17 protein-coding genes are annotated in these 15,126 nt (G+C 39.2%); 1 reads left to right on the forward strand and 16 read right to left on the reverse strand.

Annotated elements, in window-relative coordinates; all coding sequences use genetic code 11:
- Window positions 1-23: 23 nt before the first annotated feature.
- Window positions 24-386, reverse strand: a complete 363-nt coding sequence (locus E2K98_RS01070) for an Asp23/Gls24 family envelope stress response protein (protein ID WP_026574843.1) — start codon at window positions 384-386, stop codon at window positions 24-26.
- 289 nt (window positions 387-675) lie between these two features.
- On the opposite strand from E2K98_RS01070, the gene rpmB reads away from it, so the two are divergent.
- A complete protein-coding gene (gene rpmB / locus E2K98_RS01075; protein ID WP_007087786.1) occupies window positions 676-864 on the forward strand; it encodes a 50S ribosomal protein L28 in 189 nt (62 codons plus the stop codon).
- A gap of 110 nt (window positions 865-974) precedes the next feature.
- Here rpmB and spoVM read toward each other — a convergent pair whose 3' ends face one another.
- The 15 genes from spoVM to remA all read right to left on the reverse strand — a co-directional run bounded on the left by spoVM (window position 975) and on the right by remA (window position 15,119).
- A complete protein-coding gene (gene spoVM, locus E2K98_RS01080; protein ID WP_035424179.1) occupies window positions 975-1,058 on the reverse strand; it encodes a stage V sporulation protein SpoVM in 84 nt (27 codons plus the stop codon).
- A gap of 83 nt (window positions 1,059-1,141) precedes the next feature.
- Window positions 1,142-1,789: a thiamine diphosphokinase gene (locus E2K98_RS01085; protein ID WP_133332472.1), complete on the reverse strand. Its 648-nt coding sequence runs from the start codon at window positions 1,787-1,789 to the stop codon at window positions 1,142-1,144.
- 56 nt (window positions 1,790-1,845) lie between these two features.
- Window positions 1,846-2,490 (reverse strand): ribulose-phosphate 3-epimerase, encoded by a 645-nt coding sequence (gene rpe, locus E2K98_RS01090; protein WP_133332473.1) that lies wholly within the window; start codon window positions 2,488-2,490, stop codon window positions 1,846-1,848.
- Between the two features lie 2 nt (window positions 2,491-2,492).
- The gene (gene rsgA, locus E2K98_RS01095; RefSeq protein WP_133332474.1) at window positions 2,493-3,374 is read right to left on the reverse strand and encodes a ribosome small subunit-dependent GTPase A; all 882 of its coding nucleotides are present in this window, start codon (window positions 3,372-3,374) and stop codon (window positions 2,493-2,495) included.
- Window positions 3,375-3,449: 75 nt separating this feature from the next.
- Window positions 3,450-5,423, reverse strand: a complete 1,974-nt coding sequence (gene pknB, locus E2K98_RS01100) for a Stk1 family PASTA domain-containing Ser/Thr kinase (protein WP_133332475.1) — start codon at window positions 5,421-5,423, stop codon at window positions 3,450-3,452.
- A gap of 6 nt (window positions 5,424-5,429) precedes the next feature.
- Window positions 5,430-6,179 (reverse strand): Stp1/IreP family PP2C-type Ser/Thr phosphatase, encoded by a 750-nt coding sequence (locus E2K98_RS01105; RefSeq protein WP_133332476.1) that lies wholly within the window; start codon window positions 6,177-6,179, stop codon window positions 5,430-5,432.
- Window positions 6,180-6,185: 6 nt separating this feature from the next.
- Window positions 6,186-7,277: a 23S rRNA (adenine(2503)-C(2))-methyltransferase RlmN gene (rlmN, locus tag E2K98_RS01110; protein WP_133332477.1), complete on the reverse strand. Its 1,092-nt coding sequence runs from the start codon at window positions 7,275-7,277 to the stop codon at window positions 6,186-6,188.
- A 3-nt stretch (window positions 7,278-7,280) separates the two neighbouring features.
- Window positions 7,281-8,630 carry a 16S rRNA (cytosine(967)-C(5))-methyltransferase RsmB gene (gene rsmB, locus E2K98_RS01115; RefSeq protein ID WP_133332478.1) on the reverse strand — a complete coding sequence of 450 codons (1,350 nt, stop codon included), beginning with the start codon at window positions 8,628-8,630 and terminating at the stop codon, window positions 7,281-7,283.
- A 1-nt stretch (window position 8,631) separates the two neighbouring features.
- Window positions 8,632-9,576, reverse strand: coding sequence for a methionyl-tRNA formyltransferase (gene fmt / locus E2K98_RS01120; RefSeq protein WP_133332479.1), 945 nt, complete (start codon window positions 9,574-9,576; stop codon window positions 8,632-8,634).
- Entirely contained in the window at window positions 9,573-10,058 is a 486-nt protein-coding gene (gene def, locus E2K98_RS01125) for a peptide deformylase (protein ID WP_133332480.1), read from the reverse strand. The genes fmt and def overlap by 4 nt, the downstream gene beginning before the upstream one ends.
- 114 nt (window positions 10,059-10,172) lie before the next feature.
- A complete protein-coding gene (gene priA, locus E2K98_RS01130; protein WP_133332481.1) occupies window positions 10,173-12,584 on the reverse strand; it encodes a primosomal protein N' in 2,412 nt (803 codons plus the stop codon).
- On the reverse strand, window positions 12,571-13,791 hold the full coding sequence (coaBC, locus tag E2K98_RS01135; RefSeq protein WP_133332482.1) for a bifunctional phosphopantothenoylcysteine decarboxylase/phosphopantothenate--cysteine ligase CoaBC: 1,221 nt from the start codon (window positions 13,789-13,791) through the stop codon (window positions 12,571-12,573). The genes priA and coaBC overlap by 14 nt, the downstream gene beginning before the upstream one ends.
- Before the next feature lie 217 nt (window positions 13,792-14,008).
- Window positions 14,009-14,227 carry a DNA-directed RNA polymerase subunit omega gene (rpoZ, locus tag E2K98_RS01140; RefSeq protein WP_133332483.1) on the reverse strand — a complete coding sequence of 73 codons (219 nt, stop codon included), beginning with the start codon at window positions 14,225-14,227 and terminating at the stop codon, window positions 14,009-14,011.
- Window position 14,228: 1 nt separating this feature from the next.
- Complete coding sequence (gmk, locus tag E2K98_RS01145; RefSeq protein ID WP_133332484.1) at window positions 14,229-14,843, reverse strand: guanylate kinase; 615 nt, start codon at window positions 14,841-14,843, stop codon at window positions 14,229-14,231.
- A gap of 12 nt (window positions 14,844-14,855) precedes the next feature.
- The gene (gene remA / locus E2K98_RS01150) at window positions 14,856-15,119 is read right to left on the reverse strand and encodes an extracellular matrix/biofilm regulator RemA (RefSeq protein ID WP_133332485.1); all 264 of its coding nucleotides are present in this window, start codon (window positions 15,117-15,119) and stop codon (window positions 14,856-14,858) included.
- Between the last annotated feature and the right edge of the window lie 7 nt (window positions 15,120-15,126).

Consider the following 15,126-nt stretch of genomic DNA (forward strand, 5'->3'; position numbering starts at 1 on the left):
TTACAGAGGTTCGTAACACGAACTTATGGGTTCGTCACTCGAACTCCCTGAACGTAAATATTTACCGAGTCAACGGCAAGTCCAACAGTTTTATCGAGGGTGTATTTAACCTTTGATTGCACGTTGTGGGCAACCTCGGAAATTTTCGTTCCATAGCTGACAATTATATACATATCAATATGTACTTCCTCATTATCTTGGCGAACAATAACTCCACGTGTAAAATTCTCTTTTCTTAATATTTCCGTAAGACCGTCTTTAATTTGATTTTTTGAAGCCATACCGACGATTCCATAACAATCGATTGCTGCTCCTCCAGCGATGGTAGCGATTACTTCATTTGAAATATCAATTTGTCCGAACTTTGTTTTTAATTCAATGGACATGAATCGTTCCCCCTTTTGGAAATTGCTCCTTGACTACAGTCATTTTACTATAGTCGCTAGAATAATTAAAGTCATTCCTCATATTATGAGCTTTTAATAACAATGGATGTCAAGGAATTTTTCTTGAAACCTTTCCTAACAAGTATTGCAATCGTACGGGTTGTATGATAAATTATTAAGGTATCTTTAGGCTAGAAAATATGGCACGTCCATTTTTCTATATCCAGATGGAAGCATCTGAATATGTAAATGCTGTATAAAGCTTTTGGTGTTAAGGAGGGAAATCATTATGCCACGTAAATGTGTTGTAACTGGAAAGAAAACCACGACTGGTAACGCACGTTCTCACGCTATGAACGCTAACAAGCGTACATGGGGTGCTAACTTACAAAAAGTACGTATCCTTGTTGACGGAAAGCCTAAGCGTGTTTGGGTTTCTGCAAGAGCGTTAAGATCTGGTAAAGTAGAACGCGTTTAATAATGTTTTGATTGGGCATCCATTTAGGATGCCTTTTCTTTTTTAAAAATTTTCATACTTCCTTAAAACAAAAAGCACCCGTAAACGGGCGCTGAAAATTATAAATATCTCTATTCTTTTTTGTTAAAAGCCCCTATCATGGCTCGGACAAGTCCACCTAAAAATTTCGGCAGTTTAATGGTATAGAATTTCATATTGTCCCTCCTCAACGTCATCCACATCTCTTTTTTTCAAAAGCCCTTACCATATTATTCAATCGAATGAAATCAGTACCATCTTAATCATGACTTCTTATGATTATTAATATGCCTTCAGTAAATGAAAAAGTACCATATTCACTATTAAGTTCATTACTAATACATAGTGTGGACCCGAGGGAAATATGACGATTTTTTAATGGATATTTAAAGCCTTCAAGGGTAAGGTTTTCAACGTTTGGAGTAGCAGGAATAAACGAAATGTATTTTTTATCGGATCTTTTTTCAATTTGAAAGCTTCCCGGCCCCTTTACCCAAACCTCATTGAGTCGATCAATTATGTAAACAGATGTCTGATTTTTCTGTAATAAAGAGTGGAGTAATAATTGGACATTGGCAAATAAATGATCAAGCCTGCCCCCGGTTGCTCCAAATAGTCGGATTTTAACTGGGTTTTGTTTTAAAGCCCAGTCCAACGCCAGTTCCATATCTGTTTCATTTTTTTCCGGTTTAAACCGATTTAGATGATTTACTTTACTTTCGATAAAAACCAGTTCTTCGGGTGTAACCGAATCAAAGTCGCCAAAAGCAATTTCAGGAGTAATGTTTCGTTTTAATAGTTGATAAACTCCACGATCCACTCCTACCCATACCACATCTGATTCTGAAAAAAGGGCTAATTCGGGGAGTTCCTCTTCAGGGCCTCCAGCCAGGATATTGATAATCATACAAACAACCTTCTTTCCGGAAGCAAAAAGCCAGCTTTCGCCGGCTTCTCTCCTTACTAACCTCTAATTCTTGATATTGCTCTTGCATAGTCATCTTCATTATAGACCGCTGACCCTGCAACAAGGACATTTGCTCCTGCTTCAATGCAAAGTTTAGCGGTTTCAGGGTTTACTCCGCCATCAATTTCAATTTCAAGCTCCTGACCCTTATGCTCCGCTAGTTCTTTTACCTTTTTTATTTTAGGCAGAACCTCAGGAATAAATTTTTGCCCCCCAAAACCAGGGTTAACGGACATTAATAATACCATATCAACATCTGCAATAATATGCTGTATCGTCTCCACAGGAGTCGCTGGATTTAAAACAACCCCAGCTTTAACCCCTAAAGATTTGATATGATGGATGGTACGATGGAGATGACGGCAAGCCTCTACATGCACGGTGATAATATCTGCTCCCGCCTTTACAAATGTTTCGATATATTGGTCGGGATTTTCAATCATTAAATGGACATCAAGCGGCAGTTTTGTAACGGGACGAATTGCTTCAACAATTAAAGGACCAATCGTGATATTTGGCACGAAATGTCCGTCCATGACATCAACATGAATATAATCCGCTCCAGCTTTTTCTACCGCCAAAATTTCTTCTCCCAATTTAGAAAAATCCGCTGAAAGGATTGAAGGTGCAATTTTTACCATGGTTAGTACCTCGGCTTTCTCTCTTTAATTTCCTTTAGAAAATCCAAATAATGTTCATAACGATAGGTTGGAATTTCTCCTAAATCTACCCCGGCTTTCACCCCGCACTTTGGCTCACTTACATGAAGGCAGCCGCGAAATTTACAATTTTCACTCGCCTTTGCTATTTCGGGAAAACAAAAAGTCAAATCCTCAGCCTCTATATTGGTAAACTCCAATGAACTGAAACCAGGAGTATCAGCTATCAGCCCATTGCCGATTTTAATTAACTCAACATGCCTTGTTGTGTGCTTTCCCCTGCCAAGATGTGTTGAAATATCATTGGTTTTTAATTCGAGGTCTGGCCGCAGGACATTTAATAAGGATGATTTTCCTACACCCGATTGGCCGGCAAAAACAGATATTTTATTCTCAACATGCGGGTTTAGCCGTTCAATCCCCGTCTCTGTTTCCGATGAAGTAAGGATGACTTCATAGCCGGCCTTTTGATACTGCTCCGCATATTCCGAAATGGTTTGTAATTCTTCCTCTGTTGTAAGGTCCATTTTCGAAATACAAATAAGCGGCTGAATATGATTAAATTCAACCAGGACAAGAAAACGGTCTAATAAAGCTGTGCTAAAGTCTGGTTCAACCGCTGAAAAAACAAGAATAGCCTGATCTACATTTGCAATGGGCGGACGAATTAACTCATTTTTCCTTTGCTTTACCTCAAGGATATATCCTTCTAGATCATTTTCGGCTTGAAAAATGACTTCATCGCCAACCAAAGGGGTAATCTTATTTTTGCGAAAAACCCCTCTTCCGCGGCATTGAATTAGTTCTTCATTGTGAAGAACATAATAAAAACCACTTAATGCTTTGACAATTTTGCCTTCTGGCATAGCAACACTCCTTGCCTGTTCCTTACTTGTTCATATTAATGATTTTATAATCATGATTTATTCAAGTTACTCAGCTTATTGTTCCTCATCATCAGAGTATTTCCTATTTTCATCAATAATTACTTGGTTATCACGAATCACTTTATACCCTGCTTTTTTACCATAAGGAATTTCTAATTCAATCATTTTTTTTGTATCCTGGGTAATGGCAAAACTTTCAGCCGGTTCTGTCATACTATGATTCATATCTTCAATATAGATTCGAATCTCCTGTGGTGTACCCGGTGTTGCAGGTTCATATGGGATGTTCAATTCAATTGGAACATTCTTAGGCGGTTTTTCCTCTTGCCCCTTAGAGATAACGACAGAAATATGATCACCCTTCTGTAATTGTGCCCCTGGATCAGGCGATTGAGAAATAACCATACCTTCCGGGATCTTGTCATCATATCGTTCTTCCGAGGTATCAATGTCAAATCCTGACTCATCCGCATAGTCCTCTGCCGCTTTTTTTGTATATTGCCTCAAGTCTTTTAAAGTAATTCTCTCCGGTCCCTTACTTACCTCAAACTGCAGGACTGTTTCCTCAGGTACAATATTTTCTCCGCTACCGGGATTTTGGTTGATAATGGTCCCGGGGTCACTATCCGAATAAACTTCAGTTTTAAGGATATCTTTAAAGTTTTTACTTTCTAAAAATTGAACGACATCATTATATAGGCGCCCAGTATAATCAGACAGTTCATATTTTTCTTTTCCTGAACTAATATAAATCGTAACTTTTTGATTTTCTTTTACCGTATTTCCAGCCTCCGGGTCTGTTTTTATGACATGCCCTTCCACTACTTTTTCATCGGTTATTTCTATTTTTTCACCTGCTTGAAGACCTTCTAACTTAAGCTTTGAAACTGCATCATTAACATTCATTCCGCTAACATCCGGGATTTTAATATCTTTTGTAGATAATAGGCCTGGTAAAACTAAAAAAGAAAAAAGTCCAAGAAGTGCAAGTATAATAAAAGTAGAAATTAAGATAATCGGCCATTTTTTACGTTTCTTTTTGTCATTTCCAATTTTTACAGGTTCATTCGGTTTAATGGTATTTTTATCGGTATTATGGACTAATGTTTCATCAAGATTTTGATAAGGACGATCATTTGTAATGACCGGTATCGCCTTCGTTGCTTCCTCATCAATGGGGACAACAAATTTTCGCTCATTCATTCTTTCCGGGTTTAAAGCGGTTCTTAGATCCTCCTCCATTTCTTCTACACTGTTATAGCGGTGGAAAGGATCCTTTGCTGTTGCTTTTAAAACAATATTTTCAACACTTTGAGGGATGTTTGCATACCATCTGCGAACCGAAGGAGTTTCCGATTGAAGATGCTTCAAAGCAATTGAAACAGCCGACTCACCCGAAAATGGCAGTCTTCCAGTTAATAATTCAAACATCACAATACCAAGTGAATAAATATCTGATTTCCGGTTCGCCATGCCGCCTCTAGCCTGTTCCGGTGATAAATAATGAACAGAACCTAAAACAGAGTTTGTTTGCGTAATACTGGTAGCACTTAACGCCATCGCAATCCCAAAATCTGTGATTTTTACATTCCCATTTCGATCAATTAAAATATTATGTGGTTTAATATCCCGGTGAATAATATGATTTTGATGGGCATGGGAAATTGCCGAGGTCAATTGTTTCATGATATCAATTGCCTCTTCCATATGAAGTGCTGACCGTCCCTGTATGTATTGCTTTAATGTTTGGCCATCTACATATTCCATGACTATATAATAAATGGAATCTTCTTCACCTACATCGTAAATACTAACGATATTGGGATGGACTAGACTGGTTGCGGATTGGGCTTCTCGATGAAATCGACGAATAAATTCCTCATCATTGGCAAAATCAAGACGCAGGATTTTGACTGCAACATCGCGATCTAAAATCATATCATGCGCTAAATAAACATTTGCCATTCCACCTCCGCCGATCATTTCAAGGATCTTATAGCGGCCGCTTATTCTTTTCCCAATAATCATTTATTTTCACCCTCTTTCATTCTCATCATCGAACGCTACTATGATTAGGGTGATATTATCTTCGCCGCCATTATCATTGGCTATTTTAATAAGTGTTTCTGCTTTTTCCTCTAGAATTTCTTCATTTTGGAGAATTTGAATCATTTCCTGTTCTTTTACTTTATTTGACAGACCATCTGAGCATAAAAGAAGGAAATCACCTTCCTCAAACATGATTGTTTTGAAATCAATTTTTATCTCCTGCTCTGTTCCTAAAGCCCTAAGGATTACGTTCTTTCTTGGGTGATGTTCTGCATCTTCTTTTGAAATCTGCCCAGAGCGGACCAATTCATTTACTAGTGTATGATCCTCTGTCAACTGTTGAAATCCGCTCTCATTTAAAATATACGACCTGCTGTCTCCGACGTGTGCAACGGATGTAAAACGATCTGTCGCAATAATTGCCTCGATGGTCGTTCCCATCCCCTCACACTCCGGATTATTTTTTGAATGCTCAAACAACAGCTTATTCACTTGATTAATATGCGTTTTAAGCCACTCTTCGGCCTGATCCGCTGTTTGTAATCCTTCTGCTTGCTCCCATAAATCCTTTAGGTGCCGAACGGTCATTTCACTGGCTATATCACCAGCCAAGTGGCCGCCCATCCCATCTGCTACAATCGCAAGAAAGTGCCCATCCTTATTTTGAAAAACGCCGCCATTATCTTCATTATTTTGACGAACTCTACCTTGATCGGTTTTAAAAAAAGCTTTCACTTATCTTCACCTCGTCTCCTCTTTCCGCTCCTTTGCACGAAGTTGTCCACATGCTGCATCAATATCATGACCGTGCTCTCGGCGAATTGTAACATTTATTCCACGCTTTTTAAGCGTTTTTTCAAAGGCAAAAATTTGATTTTTTGGAGTACGGACATAATCACGTTCCGGAACATAGTTAACAGGGATAAGATTTACATGGCATTTAATCCCCTTTAACAATGAAGCAAGTTCTTCAGCATGTTCTACAGAATCATTGACACTGCCAAAAAGTCCGTATTCAAAGCTGATCCGTCTTCCCGTCTTATCGATATAATACCGTACCGCTTTCATTAAGTCATCAAGTTTATATGCTTTATTGATTGGCATTAATCTCGATCTTAATTCAGTATTTGGGGCATGCAGGGAAATAGCAAAATTAATCTGCATATCTTCATCAGCAAATTGATAAATTTTCGGAATAATTCCGCTAGTGGAAACGGTAATGTGACGTGCACCAATATTCAAACCTTTATCATGATTAATGATTTTAAGGAAGGAAAGCATGTTATCATAATTATCAAACGGTTCTCCAATCCCCATAATCACAACCGAACTTACTCTTTCATCTGTTTCATCAAGTGCCTGCTGCACATTTACAACCTGCGCAACGATCTCTCCTGCTTCTAAATGTCTTTTTAACCCGCCAAGCGTCGATGCACAAAAGGTACAGCCGATTCGGCATCCTACCTGTGTGGTAACGCAAACCGAGTTCCCGTAGTCATGCCGCATGAGCACTGTTTCGATGGAATAGCCATCATGCAGTTCAAATAAAAATTTAATCGTGCCATCAGATGATGTTTGTTGAATAACGGTTTTTAATGTGGTGACAACAAAATGATGTTCGAGTTTTTCCCTCAGATCTATTGATAAATTACTCATCTCTTCAAACGAGGTAATTCGTTTTTTATATAACCAATCAAAGATTTGCTCTGCTCGAAATGGCTTTTCTCCGTTTTCTGAGAGCCATTCCTTTAATTCATGGAGCTGCAAAGAATAAATAGATGTTTTTTTGTTGTCCAATGTTGTTTGAGTCTTAGTTGTTTTTAGTTGTTCCAACGGTTACCCCTTCTTTCTTAAAACTGAAATATAAAAGCCATCCGATCCGAAATCCTGTGGGAAGATTTGTAAATCAAAACCAGTAATCAAAGGTTGAATGGCTTCGGGCATACGGTCTTTAAAGGTCATATCTCCCGCAAAATCGGGATGATCCTGTAAAAACGTCTCTAATGTCTTCTCATTTTCCTCTTTATCAACAGTACAGGTACTATAGACTAGGATTCCACCTTTTTTCACTAAAGGTGAAACAGCATTTAATAATGTTTGTTGAATCTTGCTTAAATGTAGGATATCCTCTTCTTTTTTCGTATATTTCATATCAGGTTTTCTTCTGATTACACCTAGACCTGAGCATGGTGCATCCAGTAAAATCCGATCAAATGATTCTGCAGGATATTCTTCTCCAACACCCCTTGAATCCATTACTATTGTTTTAATATTACCCAAACGTAAACGCTTAGCATTGTCTTGAATTAATTTAACTTTATGTTCATGCAAATCAATCGAATATATAACACCTGTACTTTGCATTTTTTCAGCAATGTGTGTACTTTTCCCACCTGGGGCTGCACAAGCATCTAAAATTTTCTCATTTTCTTTAGCACCTAAAGCATAAGCAGCAAGCATTGAGCTTTCATCTTGAATCGTAAGCTTACCCGTCTGAAAAGCTTTTGATGAGGCTAAGTTTCCCTTCAATGAGCGAATCGCTTCCGGAATAATCGGACTCTTTTCAATTAGGAATCCTTCCTCATCAAGTTCCTCGATACATTCTCTAACGGTGGTTTTTGTCAGATTAACTCTTGCCGTTTGTAATGGAGCCAAGACGTTCATTTCACACATTTCTCTTGTTTTTTCATAGCCAAATTGGTCCACCCATCTAGAAACAAGCCATGCTGGATGACTTGTCTCGATAGAAAGCCGCTCTATTGGATCATTAATCTCGTCAAGGGCTGAAAGACCTTCGCGTTGGATACTGCGAAGTACACCATTTACCAAACCGGCGATTCCCTTGTGGCCGCGCTTCTTAGCAATTTCAACTGCTTCATGGATTGCTGCCCGATCCGGAATTTTATCAAGGTAAACCATTTGGTATAGCGTCAATCTTAAAAGATGCGGCACCCAGTTTTCTAGTTTCTTGCTATTTTTAATAAAGGGTTTTAAAAAGAAATCCAACGCCATTTTTCTTTGAAGCGTTCCATAGGTTAATTCTGTTAATAGCCCTATATCTATAGAAGGTATTTGATTTTTCTCAATTGTACTATTTAATAATAAGTTGCTGTAAGCTTGATTTTTTTCTATTGCTGCCAGCAAATCCATTGCAGCTTCACGCACATTTTTTCTTTTTGATGTCATATTACTCTCCAAGTCTCACGCCAGTGGAAATTTTTGAACCTGCTCCTCGTAAAAAATCTTTACCCGTCATTTTTGTTTTACCGGAAGGCTGAAGTTCAGTTATTTTAATCGCGGTTTTATTTCCGGTACTAACCACTAAACCATCCGGTTCGATTCCGACGATTAAACCAGGTATCTCACTTTTCGTACCAGATACCTTTTCAGCCTCCCAAATCTTAAGAACTTGGCCATTCATCAATGTAAAAGCAACCGGCCAAGGATTTAAACCGCGAATATGATTATAGATTTCTTCCCCTGTTTTGCCCCAATCAATTTTTTCCTGCTCACGTTTTATGTTGGAGGCAAAGCTCGCTGCAGCATCCTCTTGCGGAATCGGAGTAAGATTGTCTGCTAACAACTTTGGAATTGTTTCTGATAGGAGGTCCGCACCTGCTTTACTTAATTTGTCGTGGAGTGTACCCACATTGTCTTCATCCGTTATTGGGACTTCGACTTGCGTTAAGATATCTCCGGCATCAAGTTTTTCCACCATATACATTATCGTAATTCCCGTTTTCTTTTTTCCTTGAATAATCGCATAGTGAATGGGAGCACCACCGCGAAGTTCCGGAAGCAGGGAAGCATGAACATTAATGCACCCTAGTGATGGAGCTTCTAAAAGTGCTTTTGGTAAAATTTGTCCAAATGCTGCAGTAACAATTAAGTCCGGCTCAAGTGCCAGAATTTTTTCAAGTTCTTCTTTTTCTCGGATTCTTTCAGGCTGATACACTGGAATTTTATGCTTTAATGCCTCTACTTTCACAGGCGGAGGAGTTAACACTTTTTTTCTGCCAACAGGGCGGTCCGGCTGAGTCACCACCCCAATAACTTCATAGCCATCATCGATGATTCGGCGCAATACTGGTACGGAAAAATCAGGCGTACCCATAAAAACAATTTTGGTCATTCCGGTTCTACTCCTTTTAACTCTTCTTCCTCAAGATATCTGATGACCTTTGAAGTGAACAAAACTCCATCAAGATGATCCATTTCATGCTGAATCGCCCGGGCAAGGAATCCTTCTGCTTCAAACGTATACTTTTTCCCTTTTCTATTTAAGGCTTCTATCTTTACATAATTAGCTCTTGTGACATCTCCAAAAAGGCCTGGAAAACTTAAACAGCCTTCAGGTCCTGTTTGTTCCCCGTTGGCCTCTATGAGCCTTGGATTAATCATTTCAATCGTTCCATGTTCATCATCAATATCAACAATGGCTATTCTCACGTCAAGACCTATTTGCGGGGCTGCCAGCCCAACTCCATCATATTGAATCATTGTATCATACATATCATCCAGTAATTTTCCAAGCTTCCGGTCAAACTTTATGACAGGTTTACAAGGCTGCTCTAAAATTTCTGCAGGGTAATTTACAATTTTACGTATTGTCAAATCTGTTCCTCCCTATATTTGGTTGTATATAGGATAAAAAATAAGAATATTATTACTACTTATTTTCACCAAAAGTTTCTATTCATAATCGAAAACGTCATATAATCAAGCAGCCTACATCAAAATAAACGGATTTAAATCAATCGAGACTTGTAATCCATGGGCCATATCTTTTTGATATTGATCAAGAATTGTTTTAAGCGTTCTAGAAAGGTCTTTCTCCCGCTTGTATTTTATCAAACATTGATAGCGATATCTATTATTAATACGGGGAATAGGCGAGGCAGTCGGTCCTAAAACAACCGTTTCATTCGATACCCGTGAGCGGACATAACCTGCAATTTTCTCCGTTACTGAAACGACTGTCATCAACTGCTCATGACTGACGGTAATAAGGGTTAAATAGTAAAATGGCGGGTAATGATGAACTTTTCGAACCATCATTTCTCTATTGTAAAAAAGATCATAATCCTGAGTACCCGCAAGTTCAACACTATAATGCTCTGGGGTATAGGTTTGAATAATTACCTCTCCAGGCAATTTGTGCCTACCTGCCCTCCCGCTAACCTGTGTTAGTAACTGAAAGGTTTTCTCAGAGGAGCGGAAATCGGGAAGATGAAGCATCGTATCAGCTGAAAGGACGCCAACAAGCGTAATGTTGGGAAAATCAAGTCCCTTTGCTATCATTTGCGTCCCTAAAAGAATATCGGCTTTTCCATCCTGAAACTCTTGTAAAAGTTTTTCATGTGCCCCTTTTCGGCCGGTCGTATCTACGTCCATACGAATAATTCTTGCCTCAGGCAGAATTTTTCCGAGTTCTGCCTCCACTTTCTGAGTACCAGTCCCAAAATACCGGATATGTTCACTTAAGCATTCCGGACATTGCTTCGGTACATAGCTTTCATATCCACAATAGTGGCATTTCATTTGTTCACTTGCACGATGGTAGGTTAAGGATATATCGCAATTCGGACAATTAATTACATAACCACAATCCCGACACATCACAAACGATGAATGTCCTCGTTTATTTAAAAATAAAACTGATTGTTGCTTTTTTTCTATACGATCCTTCAACTTATCGAATAAGCTTCGTGAAAACATAGAACGATTTCCTTCCCGCAATTCCTCGCGCATATCAATGATTTCCACTGATGGAAGGGCTTGATTATTCATCCTGCTTGGAAGTGACAAGAGCTTATACACCCTTTTCTGAGCACGGGCAAATGATTCCAAAGAGGGGGTAGCACTTCCGAGTACGACCGGACAATTATAGGTTTCCGCACGTTTAATGGCAACATCACGCGCATGATAACGCGGCATGTCCTCCTGCTTATAACTTGTTTCATGTTCCTCATCGATAATGATAATTCCCAGGTTTTCAAAAGGAGCAAAGATGGCTGATCGTGCTCCGACCACTACACTCACTTCACGGCGTAAAATTTTCCGCCATTCATCGTATTTTTCTCCGGCTGACAATCCGCTGTGCATAACCGCGACAAGATTTCCAAACCTTCCTTTGAAGCGATTCACCATTTGCGGAGTGAGCGCTATTTCAGGCACAAGGACAATCGCTTCTTTTCCCTTTTCAAGGCAATCCTGAATCGATTGCAGATAGATTTCGGTTTTACCACTACCGGTAACACCATAAAGTAAAAAAACCTCATGCTGATCTTCATTGATAGAATTTAAAATCGGCCCAATAGCTTTCTGCTGGTGCTCAGTTAACGGTAAGCTGAAAGTCCGTTCAAATGTTCGATGCTCAAATGGGTCTCGATAAACTTCTGCATCCCTTTCAAAAAGAATTTTCTTTTCAATTAATGCATTGACTGTGCTCTTAGTGGTATGTAAGTCATCCAATAATTGTTTTAGTTCAATTTCACGATAGTTTTCAATAAAATACCTGAGTACTTCTTTTTGCTTTGCGGCCCTTGCCGGTATTTGTGCCATTTCAGCTGTTAATTCAGGTAGAGGAAGCAATGGTCGGATCATTTTAATTTGTTTTTTTTTGAGTTTACCCTTTACCTCATAGATCACCTCAAGATGGCCTTTCGCCGCTTCCCGCTGAAGCTTAGGTACAATCCCGGACTTTAATGCCTCGTCCCAATGAATAGTTCCGTCTTGATGAAAGAATAGCGGAAGAGGCTCCGGTAAATCATTAAGCTTGGTCCTGCTGGCAAGTTTTACTTTTTTCTGATATTTTGCTTTTAAAGCTGCGGGCAGCATCGCTTGATACGCAAAAATCTTAAAACAAAGAGTGTGTTCCGTCAGCCAGTTTCCAAGCTCCAGTAATTCTTTATTTAAAACCGGTTCAAGGTCCATCGGCTCACATATTTCTCTCAACTGTTTAAATTCTGATTGGTTTTTCAGCTCCGTTACAAACCCTTGTATCTTTCTGGGACCAAATGGAACAATTACCCTCATTCCCGGTTGTATAGTATCCTTCCATTGGTCCGGAATTAAATAATCAAAAGGCTTATCAGTTTGTTTTGTCGGGACATCGACAATAACACTAGCAATTTTCATTTTCAGCCAAGTCCTTTAGTATCGAGGAAATTTCTTCAATAATTTTTTCAGCAACGGCTTGTTTAGACATGATTGGCAATTCCTTAACCGTTCCGTCCCGTTTAAACAGCGTGACAATATTCGTTTCTGTTCCAAACCCCGCGCCCTCTGCCTTAACATTATTGGCAACAATTAAATCTGCATTTTTGCTATATAATTTTTTGCGGGCATATTCCTCTACATTATTGGTTTCAGCAGCAAAGCCAATCAGTACCTGCTTATTTTTCCTTTTTCCAAGCTCAGCTAAAATGTCCTTGGTCCTTTCAAGTTCAATTACCGCGTCCCCCGGTTGTTTTTTAACCTTTTGTTCATGGATCATTTTTGGGCGGTAATCGGCAACTGCAGCCGTTTTAACCACAACATCGGCATCGTCAAAAAACCGGAGTGCTGCCTTGTACATTTCCTCCGCGCTTTCTACTTTTACTACCTTTATTCCAGCAGGATCTGGCAAGAAAACCGGTCCGGAAATCAGAACCACCTTTGCTCCATTTTTTCTAGCCTGTTCTGCAAGAGCATAACCCATTTTTCCTGTCGAGTGATTCGAAATAAACCGGACCGGATCAATTTTTTCCCTTGTCGGCCCTGCAGTAATGACTACGTTTTTCCCCTTAAGTAAGGGAGCGTCTTTTTGAAAATACAACTGTAGCAACTCTACTATTTTTTCAGGCTCTTCTAAGCGTCCTTTTCCAATATAACCGCAGGCAAGATAGCCTTCACTTGGTTCAATAAACTGATACCCATACTCCGCTAAAATAGCGAGATTTTTTTTCACAGCCGGATGGTCATACATATGTACGTTCATGGCCGGTGCAATCCATACAGGTGCTTGCGTTGCTAATAATGTAGTTGTCAGCATATTGTCCGCAAGTCCATTTGCAAGCTTTGCGATTGTATTGGCGGTTGCAGGTGCAACGAGAATCAGGTCCGCCCAATCTGCAAGATTGATATGGGCTATAACACTTGGGTCTTTTTCATCAAAAGTATCTATATAGACTTCATTCCGTGATAATGCCTGAAAGGTTAATGGGGTTACAAATTTTGCAGCAGACTCACTCAAAATCACTTTCACCTGTGCGCCTGCCTGTACTAATTTGCTTGTTAAGGCAGCAGCTTTATATACAGCTATTCCCCCTGAAACACATAATACGATTTTTTTATCCTGTAACATAAAGAACCCCCGCTTCTATTCCACACTTTGTCATTTCTTTTATTATGCTAGAAAACCGTTAATTTTTCATCTATTTCCTCTTTTTTTCAACAAAATGCGACATTGTTTTAAAAATAACTTGACCTTTAACACTCCCAAAATAAAAAAGCCTGACACATAAGGAGTCCCTTTGCCGTCAGACCTTCTTTTTATGATTTCCTTAAGGAATAAATCTAAATTATTCCGCTGAAGTTTCAGCTTTTTTGGAAATGCGGTAAGTAAGTTCACCACTATATATTTCCTCAAGCGCTTTTCCCACAAACTTATAGGAAACATATTTAGGTAATTTTTCATTTCTTGCTTGCTGCATAACTCGGGCACGTTTTGCCGCCACAGAAACAAGCGAATATTTTGAGTCAATTTTTTCAAGTAATGAATCAATAGAAGGATATAACATTCTATTCAACCTCCAGCAATTTTTTATAGCGATGCTCTACTCGTTCTCTGCGACAATGTTCTGCCATAATAATGGCCTTAACTCGTTCACAAGCGAGCTCAACCTGATTATTTTCCACAACATAATCGTATAATTCCATCATTTCAATTTCTTCCCGTGCAGACAGCATACGATTATGAATTAAGTCCTCTGTTTCGGTTCCGCGTGTCACAATCCGGTTTTTTAATTCAGATAGACTTGGCGGCATTAAAAAGATAAATAATCCTTCCGGAAATTTTTCACGGACCTGGCGGGCACCTTTTACTTCAATTTCCAAAAAAACATCTTTTCCAGAATCAAGTGTTTCTCTCACATAATCTACAGGTGTACCATAATAATTCCCGACAAACTCGGCATATTCCAATAACTTCCCTTGGTCGATTAATTTTTCGAATTCTTCCCGTGACTTAAAGAAATAATCGACTCCATCTACCTCACCTTCACGAGGCTTGCGAGTTGTCATGGAAATGGAGTATTCAAAGGCATTACCAGGATGTGAAAAAATTTCCCTTCGGACCGTACCTTTCCCTACCCCTGATGGCCCCGAAAGTACGATAAGCAATCCTTTTTCCTGCATATTTCTTACATCCTACCCTTCATCAATAATTTCATCACGGTCGGCTAATCGATGTGCCACCGTTTCTGGCTGGACCGCTGATAAAATAACATGATCGCTATCCATCACAATCACAGCACGTGTACGTCGTCCATATGTTGCATCAATCAAGGAGCCACGATCGCGGGCATCCTGAATTATTCTTTTTATTGGAGCAGATTCCGGACTAACGATCGAAATAATTCGATTGGCCGAAACAATATTTCCATATCCAATATTAATCAATTTAATTAACATGTCTCTC

This window comes from Bacillus salipaludis (assembly GCF_004358205.1).